A 12226-nucleotide genomic window follows, 5' to 3' on the forward strand; every position below is an offset into this window, starting at 1 on the left:
AATTTGGCAGGGGCGGAGGCGAGCCAAAAACGAGAGCAGGCTGAATACCAGGCTACTTTGGTATTCAGCGCTGATTGTTCGATTTATTCCGCGCTGAGCAATTGTTGTAGTTGCAGGCGTTGCTGCTCAGTCATTTGTGTTTTATTTAAAAATGGCATGTCTTTGCTTACGGTGGCTCGAGCAATAATACGTTCTTTCCAGCGCTCAATGTCTTGCCAATGGTCCAGCATCACTCCTCCGGGGGCTGTGGTAAACATGTCATCACTTGGGGTGCGGCTATGACAAGAGCTGCAGCGTTGCTGAATAATTGCACTCGCCTGTTGTTGAGCACTGGTTAAGGCATTTTGCTTAACCGTCGAGCTGGCGGTGCTTGCTGTGTTCAACTGCGATCTGCTGCCAGTCCAGCTGACGAATATAGCTAACAGTAGTAAACCGATAGCACCACTCACGATGATGCTGGGTTTATTAATGCCTTGATGTTTCAGATTGAAGAAGTGACGGATCCAGGCACTTAAACCGATCAGGGCACAGAGGATTAACCAACTATAGTGATGTTGGTAAATCATCGGATAGTGATTACTGATCATCAAAAAAATCACCGGCAAGGTGAGGTAGTTATTATGTACCGAACGGCGTTTCGCCTCTAAACCGGGGGCAGGATCAACCGCCTCTCCGGCACTAACTTGGGCCACCATCTTGCGTTGTCCGGGAATTATTTTTACCCACACGTTGGCAACCATGATTGTGCCGATAAGGGCGCCCATGTGAATGAAGGCGCCGCGGCCACTAAACACCTGGCTAAAGCCATAACAAAACAGAGCCCCCAAGACCACTAAAATGACGCTCAGTAATAGCGGTTTTTCGGCAATTGGCGAGCGCAGCAAGCCTTCATACAGTAACCAAGCACCAGCGATCCCACCAATACCAATGCTCACTGCTTGGCCAGCACTTAACATCATCACTTGAGGGTCGATTAAATACGCCTCGGCTCGCAAGTAGTAAATCCAAAATAACAGTAGGGTGCCGCTCAGCCACGTACTGTAGGCTTCCCATTTAAACCAGTGTAAATGCTCGGGCATTTTCTCTGGCCCCACCTGGTATTTGGCAACCTCATAAAAGCCACCACCATGCACCGCCCACAAATCCCCTTTAATGCCTTTTTTTAATTTCCATTCCGGTGGCGTTCTGAGATTATTATCTAACCAGACAAAGTAAAAACTCGCGCCAATCCAGGCGATGCCTGCGATCACATGAAACCATTTAATAAACAGAGCTAACCATTCGTAAAGCTGTGGCCACATAGACTAATTCCTTTTGTTATAAACTTCTTTTCCCGCAATATAGCTTGCCGCAATCAGTCGATCGTCGCCTAAAATATTGATGGCAAATAATTGTTCGCTCAAGTGATTACAGCGGGCGATCCGCTGACTCAGGATGGGCGTTGCGTGCAAATCGATTTCGATAAAGTCGGCTTCGCTGCCGGGGTTTAAATTGCCGACCCACTGCTCAATGCCCATGCTCTGGGCGGCGCCTTGAGTACATAAATACAAGGACTCGAAGGCGCTTAAGCTGGTCTGTTGCATCTGGCAAACCTTGTAGGCATCGGCCTGATTAGCAAACATACTAAGGCTGGTTCCACCACCGACATCACTAGCGAGCGCGACCGACACACCATTCTCCTGGGCGCGGTGATAGTTAAACAGACCGCTGCCTAAGAACAGGTTGGAGGAAGGACAAAAGCTGATGGTTGCTCCGGTGTCGCTTAAGGCCCGATACTCGCGGTCGGTGAGGTGGATACCATGGCCAAATAACGCTCTTTCTCTCACCAGTCCGTGCGCCTGATAAACCGATAAATAGTCTGAATGTTCGGGAAACAGCTCATTAATCCATTGCACCTCTGCGGTATTTTCCGATAAATGGGTTTGAATAAAACTGTCGGGATGTTCCTTGGCTAACTGACCCGCCTTCGCCAATTGTTGTTCGCTGCTGGTGGGGGCAAAACGCGGAGTAATGGCATAGAGTTGGCGGCCATTATGATGCCAGCGCTCCAATAATTTTTTACTATCGCGATAGCCCGACTCAGGCGTATCGCTGAGCGCCTCGGGGCAGTGTCTGTCCATCAATACCTTGCCACAGATCATGCGCGCGTTATAGGACTCGGCGGCTTCAAAAAAGCTATTTACCGATTGAGGGTGCACGGTTGCATAGACGCTAGCGGTCGTGGTGCCGTTGGCAAAGAGTTGCTGTAAGAAAAAGTCGGCCTGACCACGAGCGTAGACGGCATTGGAAAACTGCTGCTCGGCAGGAAAGGTATAAGTATTTAGCCAATCCAATAGCTGCTTGCCGTAGCTCGCAATGACTTCAATTTGTGGGTAGTGCACGTGGCTGTCGATAAGGCCGGGCAGGAGTAACCCTGTATGTTGTTGTACTTCGAGCTCTGGCTGATTTTTTAAATAATCTTTGGCATCACCGAGGTAGAGGATCCGACCTTGCTCGATCACTAATACACCGTCTTCGAGATAGCAGTAATTATCGTTAGGGTTGCTGGTTGACTTGGGGAAATGCAAAATTTTTCCGCGGTGAATGCTTGGTTGCATCTTAACTCCCTCGATAGGTGGAGTAGCTAAAGCCGCTGAGCAGCAGGGGAATGTGGTAGTGCGGTTGCGACGATTCGCTAATAAAGACCACCTCAGCTTGCGGGAAGAAGCATTGGCCAAAGTGTTGTTGGCAATAATCTTCGGTCACAAAACGCAGGCAATAACGGCCAGCTTTTAATTCGAGTGACGCAAAGCTGAAGCGCCCATCGGCATTAGTCAGTCCTTCGGCCAAGCAGTCGGCTTCGCCAAAGCGAAGTAATTGGACTGGAATGTGAGTCGCTGGTTGGCCGCGACTGGTATCTAAGACATGACAACTCAAGGTGCTCAAAATAAATTCTCCATTCTAATATGGCTGATTTGCTGTTGTTGTTCGGCGGCGGTGAGCAGTTCCTGTTCGCGACTGCGGCCGAAACGCTGTTGCAACAGTGCTAACATGGTTTCGGCGGATTTTCCGCTGGCACAAACGATGAAAATAAAGCCATAACGGGCTAAATATTGTTGATTTAGTTGCAGTAACGCTTGTAGCGTCTGCCGTTGAGCATCGCCGACTTGTGCTTGCTCGGCTTGACTTAAGTGTTTGCCGTGGCTGTACTTTTGTTGTAATGAGGCGAGATCGCCAATCATTGGGTGACCGGCAAAGGCCTCCAGCCAATCGCTCTCTGCTAGTTGAGCAAAGGCTTGTTGAGCGCTGTCAATAAAATGTGCTTTGCTTCGAAAGGGGCGAGCTTGTTCTAGCAAGTTTTGCCAGCGGCGACTGGTACAAACATTGGCCATTTCATTCTTAAATTGATGACTATTTTGTTGATTGAGCAAGCTTAAACGCTCGGCGATTGAGGCTGAGCTTGGCTTAATCATGCTGAGTTTCTCCACGGAGTTGTTGGCGCAGACGATTACTCGATTGCCATTGCTGCTGACGCTGTTGTTTACGATTTGACATGGCTTGTTCTGAGGGCTGCAGATTGAGTCGCTGGATGAGCTGGGCACTGATCGATACCGCCACTTGCATCGGCAGTTTTCCACTGACTTCGCTTAGGCCGATCGGACAGCAAAGTTGCGCCAGGCTGCTGGGGTCGCTCAGTTGCTCTTGAAGTTTTAGGGCAAACCGCTGCGCCTTGGTTTGTGAACCGATCAGCCCGACAAAGGCAAAATCTTGGCGCTGTAGGGCGGCCAAACAGAGCTTGAAGTCCAAGCTGTGGTCTTGGCTTAAAATCACCAAATAACTATTGGCGGGTAATGAGTCGATATATTGTTCAGGTTGTGGGTGATAGTGGGTGCTTACACCAATGACCGCGATTGAGTCTAACCAATCTTGGCGATTGTCGACCACGGTGACTTGATAGGGCAGCTGGCTGAGTATTTGGCACAATGCATGGCTGACATGGCCAGCACCAAAGATGTAGACCCGAGCTTGCTCAACTAGAAAGTACTCAAATAAGACCTGCACCGCACCGCCGCAGCACTGCGCTAAGTCGGCAGCCAGTGAGAAGCGCTCAATTTGATTGTCTTGTTGGTCCAACTTGAGTTGTTGACGGGCATGCTTAATCACATTTAATTCTAAGTTTCCACCGCCGAGGGTATCAAATTGTTGTTGGCTCGAAATGACCATTTTACTACCCGTGGATCGTGGCACCGAGCCAGCCTCGGCCAAGATCGTCGCAATACAAAAAGGCTGCTGTTGCTGCTTTAATAATTGGCAGGCATCTAACCAATTGTTCGGCAATAAACTATTTGACCAGTTCTGCATCTTGCTGCGCCTCTTGATAAGCAAATTGCTGCTGACAAGCCATTAAAATACGTTCACCGGTGGCGGGGGCATCCAGTTGAGGCCTTAGTTGATGCTGACTAATTGCTGCAACCGCATCTCGAATGGCGCACCAGCTACTAATTGCCAGCATAAAAGGGGGCTCACCTACGGCTTTGGAGCGGAAGATACTATGTTCTGGGTTAGCTTGGTCGAACAGGGTAATATTCATTTGTTTCGGGTAGTCGCCAATGGTTGGAATTTTGTAATTTGCTGGGCTTTGGCTCAGTAAGCGCCCCGCAGTGTTCCACACCAATTCTTCGGTGGTTAACCAACCTAAGCCTTGAATAAATCCGCCTTCAATTTGGCCGATATCGATTGCAGGGTTAATGCTGGTGCCCACATCATGCAAAATATCCACTCTGTCTAAACTCATCTCGCCAGTGAGGGTGTCGATGGTGACCTCGCTGCAAGAGGCTCCCAGTGAGAAGTAATAGAAGGGTCGGCCTTCGGCTTTGTTTCGGTCATACCAGATTTTCGGCGTTTTATAAAAGCCGGTGGTGGACAAAGAAATACGCTGTAGGTAGGCCATTTGTACCAATTCGGCCCAACTTAAATGCTGTTCGCCGACTTGTACCTGGCCATCGCTGATGTGGATCTGCTCGGCGGGAATTTGGTAATGTTGCTCGGCGAAGTCCAGCAGCCGCTGTTTGAGTTCATTGGCCGCGTTGTGTGCTGCCATGCCGTTTAAGTCGGTCCCCGAAGAAGCCGCCGTGGGTGAAGTATTCGGCACCTTGTCGGTTCGAGTTGCGGTAATTAACACGTAGTTAGCTGGGATCCCTAAAGTTTGGGCGACAATTTGCTGTACCTTAGTATGCAAGCCTTGGCCCATTTCGGTGCCGCCGTGGTTTACCTGAACACTGCCATCGGTGTATATGTGTACCAAGGCGCCGGCCTGATTGAGATGCTGCGCCGTGAAAGAAATCCCAAACTTAACCGGGCTTAAAGCCAGCCCCTTTTTAAAGGTTGGGTTGTTTTCATTCCATTGTTTCACCTGCTCGCGACGGGCTCGGTAATCACAATTTTTTTCCAGTTGTTGCATCAGTTGGCGCATTGCCTGATGTTGCTCGACTGGCATGCCGTAGTGGGTGGTGCAATTGTCTTGCTGGTATAAATTAAGGTAGCGAACATCCAAGGCATCTTGTTGGGTGGCGATGGCGATGTCTTCCATCGCTTGCTCGATTAAGATCATCCCTTGAGGCCCACCAAAACCTCGAAATGCGGTGTGTGACACCATATCGGTTTTTAAACGATGTCCCACAACTTCGGCCTTATTTAAGCTATAAGCGTTATCGGTGTGAAACATAGCTCGGTCGACAATCGCATCCGAGAGATCTGGAGAATGACCACATAAGCCATTCACTTCAATCTTGGCGCTTTCAATCAGTCCTTGTTTACTTAAGCCCAGTTGATAGCGGTTGTAGAAAGGATGGCGTTTGCCGGTTGCTGCCATATCAATGCTACGAGGCAGTCGGATTTTTACCGGCTTACCGGTTTGCCAACAGCCCAAGCTGGCCAAACATGCCCATTGTGCCGCCTGGGTCTCTTTACCGCCAAAACCACCGCCCATACGACGCATGTCCACGGTCACCCGATGAAAAGGAATGTTGATGACTTCGGCAATTAATTTTTGTACTTCTGAAGGATGTTGGCTTGAGGTATACACCATGATGCCTTGATCTTCGGTGGGCAGCGCGAGACTTACCTGACCCTCCAAATAGAAGTGTTCTTGGCCACCAACGTTTAGCTCACCACTTAGTTGTAATGGGCTGGTGGCGAGATCGGCTTGATTAACGTTAATGCCCATTTGGTGGCTAGGTAACACGGTAGGTTCCGGGTTCCCCGCCACTTGGGCTTGTTCGGCAGTGATAATCGGTTGGTCATCGGCTTGGTATTGCAGCAAGTTATCACTGGCTTGCTTGGCGATGTGCCAAGCTTGGCGATGGCTGTGGGCTAATACCAAGGCGATGGGTTGTTGAAAGTAGCGGATCTCTGTCTCGCTGAGTAATGGATCACCTGGGAAAATTGCGCCAATATCTTGGTGGCCGGGAATATCGCCGCAACGAATAAGCGCTACCACATCTGGCTGTTGGGCTAAAGTGTCGAGCTGTTGTTCGCTGACCTTTCCCTTGGCGATGCTACTACAAATTACTGCACCATGCAGGCAACCCGATGGGGTGGCCATATCATCGACAAATGCGGCTTCGCCCGCGACTTGTTTGGCTGCGCTTTCATGAGCCATCGATTGACCGATTACTTGGCTGGGTGCGCTTTGGTGGAGTTGTTGAGTGGTGAGTTTACGCATAAGCCGCTAGCCTCGTTGGGAGTTGGTTACAGTATAAATGGAAGCGTTTTAATAGGTTTTGTACCAGTAAAACCCGATAACTGGCACTGGCTCGAACATCGTCAATTGGCTTCACATATAGCGGGACTTGTTGTTGTACTTGTTTCAGTTTTTGCAGATTAAATGGGTGACCGAGCAAACAAGCTTCCAGCTCGCTCAAACGGACCGATTTAGCCGCAACTCCGCCGGCTGAGATAATGCAATGACTGACCCTATTTTCTTGGTCAAACTGCATGGTGACAGCTAGCACCACGGTGGCGATATCATCTTCAAAACGCTTACTTACTTTGTAAATTTGATGTTTGGTGCTGGGCGCAAGATCGGGCAGATGAATGGCGCTAATCCACTGCTCTGGACGCAGTTGGGTTTGTCGGTAGCCGGTGATGTAATCTTCCGGCGCGTACAATTCAGTATTGTTGCCATCATCTAGTTCAATTTTGCCACTTAAGCTGATGAGTAGTGGCGCAATATCGCCAATTGGGGAGGCATTGCCCAGACTGCCGCCCAAAGTTGCGCGATGGCGAATGGTTAAACTGCCTAAGCGGGCAAAGATCTCATCGGCTGTGGGGTAATGCTGTTGCATAAAGGCGTGCACCTGACTTAGCGGCATTGCCGCGCCAATCCGCCAACCGCCTTCGATACGCTCGATGACCTTGAGGTCGGGCAAATAGGTGAGGTCAATAATCTCATCGATGCGTTGCATTTGCTGTGTGACTTCTAGGGCTAAATCGGTGCCGCCGCCGATCCACTTCGCGTCCGGATGTTGCTGGCGAAGTTCGGCCAATTCTCGGCGCGAACGCGGTTGCCAATAATTATCACTGGTCAGGCTCGGGCATTCGGCCATCCAATGCTGTACGCCAGTTTCTCGTTGGCGAATATGATCGGTATGTTGGTTCGCGGTTGCTGCCACTTGTTTGGCAGCTTCAATGAGTGGGCCATAACCAGTACAGCGACATAAATTGCCCGCAAGAAATTCTTCCGGATGCTCAGGGGCAACCGATTGGCGTGATAGGGCATATAAAGACATCACAAAACCGGGGGTACAAAAGCCGCATTGGCTACCATGGTGGTCAACAATAGCCTGTTGTACCGGGTGCAAATTTTGGCCTTGCTTTAAATACTCAACGGTAATCACTTGTTTGCCGTGTAATGAATGTAGGGGCGTAATACAGCTGTTGATTTGTTTATAGCTGAGCTTGCCGCTGAGATCGATTTCTACCATTACCACAGTGCAGGCACCACAATCGCCACTGGCACAGCCTTCTTTGCTGCCCACTAGGTTTTGACGCTCTCGCAGAAAGTTTAGCAACATGGTGTCTGCGGCTTGTTGGCTTAAGCTAATCTGTTGATCATTAATCATTAGCTGTAACATAATCTCTCCTGCCTATTAAAACTATTTAGTTGTCCAATCGGTCAACTTTTTGAGCAAATTTTTTATTCTTGTACGCTATCTATTGTTCTGGCGTTGGTTCACTGCGATAAGCATAAGTGTCGGCAAAGCGGGATAAAATCCATTCCCCAGCGGTGACCGTGGGATAGCGACTGCTTTCGCCTTCGGCTAAACATGAGTCGAGTGTGCTTACTTCGGTATCGAAGTTCGGTTCAACAAAAAATGGCATCGAAAAACGGGTGGTTTGTTGGCTAGGGCTGGTTACTCGATGAGGTGTCGACTGATAGCAATCGTTGGTCCAGCGTTGCATTAAGTCACCAATATTCACCACGTAGCTGTTTTCTACAGGGCTGGCATCAATCCATTGACCGTGTCGGTCTTGAACCTGCAAACCACCGATTTGATCTTGATAAAGTAAGGTAATGCAGCCGTAATCGGTATGCGCTCCTGCGCCATTTTGCTGGCCCTGTTGTGGGGGATAATGGATTAAGCGCAATACACTAATTGGGCAAGTAAAACTCTTCGTGAAAAAATCCAGCGGCAACTTTAAAGCCAGCGCCATGGCTGACAAAAGCTTCAGAGCGACCTGTAAGCTGAGCTCGTATTGTTGTTGCATCAATTGGATAAAACCCTGTAAATGCGGATATTGATTCGGGCCGTACAATTGAGGACAACGAGCTACCTGCGGATGATAAGGGCTTAAGTCTAGCGCCATATCGAAGGTCTCTTTAAAGTCTTTTGGGCCGTTGGGGTCGAGCTGCTCTGCGCTAACTTGTCCCCAACCGCGGTGATTGCTGGAGTGCTGGATACTAATCTGCTGTTTTATCGCCTCTGGCAGCGCAAAAAATTGCTCGGCCATGGCTTGTACTTTGGCGAATTGTTCGGCTGGAATGCCGTGACCTACCACATAAAAAAAACCAGTATCACGACAGGCCTTATCTATGGCGTCGGCCACGGTTTGCCAATCTTTAGGATTGGGCTTATCCAAGGCTGAGATGTTGATGATGGGCAGGGTTAGACTCATGGCATGTTCCATTGCTGTGGTTGAGGTTTAAGCCGCTGCCAAGGTTTTGCTTTGGCAGCGGTATATTGCAGTGTGGATATTGTTCCTATTTAGGAATGCTGGCGTCGATCCCTTCGACGTACCACATCACGCTCGCTAGCTCTTGGTCGTTCAGTGATTTACCTGCAGGGATCACTTCTTTACCTTGGTTGTCTTTGATTGGTCCAGTGAAAGGATGGAAGGCGCCGGAACGGATCTTCTCTTGAGTATCGCTAATCGCTTGTTTCACGTCTTCCGGTAAGTTTGGATTAACCGATGTGATATGTAGCAAGTCTTCAGCAAAGCCGCCCCAGTAATCTTCAGACTTCCAAGTGCCATTCATCACTTCTTCAACGGTGCGTATGTAATGCGGCGCCCAGTAGTCACGCACTGAGAACATGTGAGCAGTTGGTGCAAAGTGGCTCATGTCTGATGCTTGGCCAATGCCTTTCTTGCCGCGTTTTTCTGCCGCAATTAGCGGAGCAGGGCTGTCGGTGTGTTGTAAAATAACATCTACGCCTTGATCCATTAATGCGTTGGCTGCGTCGGCCTCTTTACCTGGGTCATACCAAGTATTGGCCCAAACGATTTTAATTTTAACATCTGGGTTAACACTTTTAGCGCCGAGATAAACCGCGTTAATATCGCGAATGACTTCCGGAATCGGGAAGGAGGCAATGTACCCAATCACATTGGATTTGGTGGTCATGCCTGCCGCAACCCCAGAAACATAGCGACCTTCATACGTTCGTAGTACATAGGTCGAGACGTTTTTAGATCGCTTGTAACCTGTTGCATGTTCAAAGCGTACATTTGGGAATCGTTTGGCGACTTTCAGGGTGGGGTTCATGAAACCAAATGAGGTGGTGAAGATCAGTTTATGCCCCGATTTCGCCAATTGAGTGATCACTCGTTCAGCATCAGCACCTTCAGGTACGTTTTCCACAAAGGTGGTTTTTACTTTACCTGCAAAGTGTTTTTCCATTTCGATACGGCCTTGGTCATGCTCGTAGCTCCAACCATGGTCTCCGACCGGACCAACGTAAACAAAGCCCACTTTGAGTGGTTCGTCGGCCGCGTTAGATGCTGATGATAGGATGCTGGTGAAAGCCAATGCTGCAGCAGCCATCCATTTATTTATTTTCATGAAGAACTCCATTTCATTATTCAACGGTTGTGGTTGTCTATTTGTAATACCGAATAGCGATAGCAAAAAGCTGGCCACTTGGTCATGTTTTTTGATTTAAGTCAAAAAAGTAGATTAACACAAGCTTTGTTGTAAATACCTTTAGAGAGTTGTTATTTCCATCAGAAAAAATTGATTTGTTTTGGTGCGAGCATGGTTTTGCGGGCACTACTTTGGTGCAGTGTTAGAGCCTTGAATGGCTGTGGCTTAAGGTGAAAAAATTGTGTTGGATGTGTCAGTTGTGGTGGTTTTGTAGTCCTTAAGTTGCTTTTTGGTGGGTTTTTGTTTGCAAGCTTACTTTGTTGGCAGGTTCCTTGCGTTAATAAGCTGACTTAGTGGTCAACTTTTTTGATGCGCGTGAGTTTTTTTGACAGGGAGTTAGTTATGACTAGCGAAAACGGAAACACCTCTTCACAAGAGTTACTATTTGAACTGGACGATCGTCCGCCAGTGAGTCAGGCATTTTTCGCGGGCCTGCAACATGTGCTGGCTTGTTTTGTGGGGATTATTACCCCCACTTTGGTGATAGGAGGAGTGCTTGGACTCGGTGCACATATTCCTTACTTGATTAGTATGGCACTGATGGTATCTGGGGTTGGCACCTTTATTCAGGCGAAAAAAATTGGTCCCGTTGGTGCGGGCATGATTTGCGTGCAAGGCACCAGCTTTGCCTTCTTGGGCTCGGTATTGGCAGCGGGATTTATCGCTAAAAGCCAAGGCGGGGGGCCTGAGCAGATATTGTCATTAATCTTTGGGGTTTGCTTTTTGGGAGCATTTATCGAGATTTTCCTATCTCAAGTGCTGATCAAAATGAAAAAAATCATCACCCCTTTGGTTACTGGTATTGTCATTACCATCATTGGTATATCGTTGATCAAAGTGGGCATGACCGATCTGGCGGGTGGATTCAATGCGCCAGACTTTGGGAGTTTCCAAAATTTAATCCTTGGCGCTATCGTATTACTCACAATTATTATGTTGAATCGCTCCAATAACGCTTGGTTACGGTTATCGTCTATTGTGATTGGACTGGTCGTGGGGACCTTGATTGCTTTGGCGATGGGTAAATTGGACGGCAGTTCAATTACCGCACAGCCTTGGGTTAGCATTCCGGTGCCTTTTAAATATGGTTTTAGCTTTGATTGGGTCGCTTTTCTTCCAGTAGCCTTGATTTACTTCATTACTGCTATTGAATCGGCAGGGGATATTACTGCTAACTGCATTATTTCGCAGCAAGCAATTAAAGGCGATGGTTACTTAAAGCGGATCCGGTCAGGGGTATTAGCCGATGGGTTTAATTCAATGTTAGCGGCAACCTTCAATACTTTTCCAAATACCACCTTTAGCCAGAATAATGGGGTAATCCAGCTCACGGGTGTCGCCAGTCGTTATATTGGTTATTACATTGCCGCTATCTTGGTAATTCTGGGCTTGTTCCCCATGTTGGGGGCGGTGCTACAGCTCATACCTAAACCAGTGTTAGGTGGGGCTACTTTAGTGATGTTTGGAACGGTGGCGGCTGCCGGTGTTAAGATCTTGGCCAGCGATCAATTGAATCGTCGTAAGCTGTTGATTATGGCGGTCTCCTTCGGGGTGGGGCTCGGTGTGATTCTAGTACCTAATTTACTTCAGCATGCGCCTAAGTTAGTACAAAATATTTTTGGCTCGTCAGTCACTTCGGGTGGCTTAATGGCGATTTTCTTAAGCCTGTTATTACCCGAAGAACAAAGCACTGTTTCCTCGGAGGCTGTATCGCAGCCGAGTTCTGCGGTGAGTTGAATTTTTCGTACTTGAGAAAGTATTACAGTTTTGGCAGAATAGCGGGCAGGTGCTAGGGGGCGCCTACCCGCCAAGAGGAACTCACCC

Annotated in this window: 10 protein-coding genes; 1 reads left to right on the forward strand and 9 read right to left on the reverse strand. The window is 48.5% G+C overall.

What is annotated here, in order from left to right; all coding sequences use genetic code 11:
• Positions 1–83: 83 nt before the first annotated feature.
• The 9 genes from ACRRSX_RS07730 to ACRRSX_RS07770 all read right to left on the reverse strand — a co-directional run bounded on the left by ACRRSX_RS07730 (position 84) and on the right by ACRRSX_RS07770 (position 10321).
• Positions 84–1301, reverse strand: coding sequence for a urate hydroxylase PuuD (locus tag ACRRSX_RS07730; RefSeq protein ID WP_432453778.1), 1218 nt, complete (start codon positions 1299–1301; stop codon positions 84–86).
• Positions 1302–1304: 3 nt separating this feature from the next.
• A complete protein-coding gene (guaD, locus tag ACRRSX_RS07735) occupies positions 1305–2597 on the reverse strand; it encodes a guanine deaminase (protein WP_432453777.1) in 1293 nt (430 codons plus the stop codon).
• A gap of 1 nt (position 2598) precedes the next feature.
• Complete coding sequence (gene uraH, locus ACRRSX_RS07740) at positions 2599–2925, reverse strand: hydroxyisourate hydrolase (RefSeq protein WP_432453776.1); 327 nt, start codon at positions 2923–2925, stop codon at positions 2599–2601.
• Positions 2922–3452 carry a 2-oxo-4-hydroxy-4-carboxy-5-ureidoimidazoline decarboxylase gene (uraD, locus tag ACRRSX_RS07745; RefSeq protein ID WP_432453775.1) on the reverse strand — a complete coding sequence of 177 codons (531 nt, stop codon included), beginning with the start codon at positions 3450–3452 and terminating at the stop codon, positions 2922–2924. Before uraD ends, uraH begins: the two co-directional genes overlap by 4 nt.
• Positions 3445–4341 carry a xanthine dehydrogenase accessory protein XdhC gene (gene xdhC, locus ACRRSX_RS07750; RefSeq protein WP_432453774.1) on the reverse strand — a complete coding sequence of 299 codons (897 nt, stop codon included), beginning with the start codon at positions 4339–4341 and terminating at the stop codon, positions 3445–3447. The genes uraD and xdhC overlap by 8 nt, the downstream gene beginning before the upstream one ends.
• Complete coding sequence (gene xdhB, locus ACRRSX_RS07755; RefSeq protein WP_432453773.1) at positions 4322–6703, reverse strand: xanthine dehydrogenase molybdopterin binding subunit; 2382 nt, start codon at positions 6701–6703, stop codon at positions 4322–4324. The genes xdhC and xdhB overlap by 20 nt, the downstream gene beginning before the upstream one ends.
• A complete protein-coding gene (xdhA, locus tag ACRRSX_RS07760) occupies positions 6696–8114 on the reverse strand; it encodes a xanthine dehydrogenase small subunit (RefSeq protein WP_432453772.1) in 1419 nt (472 codons plus the stop codon). Before xdhA ends, xdhB begins: the two co-directional genes overlap by 8 nt.
• A gap of 79 nt (positions 8115–8193) precedes the next feature.
• Complete coding sequence (locus tag ACRRSX_RS07765) at positions 8194–9156, reverse strand: isopenicillin N synthase family dioxygenase (RefSeq protein ID WP_432453771.1); 963 nt, start codon at positions 9154–9156, stop codon at positions 8194–8196.
• A gap of 85 nt (positions 9157–9241) precedes the next feature.
• A complete protein-coding gene (locus ACRRSX_RS07770; protein WP_432453770.1) occupies positions 9242–10321 on the reverse strand; it encodes a BMP family ABC transporter substrate-binding protein in 1080 nt (359 codons plus the stop codon).
• Positions 10322–10744: 423 nt separating this feature from the next.
• Between ACRRSX_RS07770 and ACRRSX_RS07775 the strand changes: the two genes are divergently transcribed.
• The gene (locus ACRRSX_RS07775; protein ID WP_432453769.1) at positions 10745–12139 is read left to right on the forward strand and encodes a uracil-xanthine permease family protein; all 1395 of its coding nucleotides are present in this window, start codon (positions 10745–10747) and stop codon (positions 12137–12139) included.
• The last annotated feature ends 87 nt before the right edge of the window (positions 12140–12226 follow it).

It is taken from the genome of Agarivorans sp. QJM3NY_30 (genome assembly GCF_050870855.2).
Taxonomy (GTDB): domain Bacteria; phylum Pseudomonadota; class Gammaproteobacteria; order Enterobacterales; family Celerinatantimonadaceae; genus Agarivorans.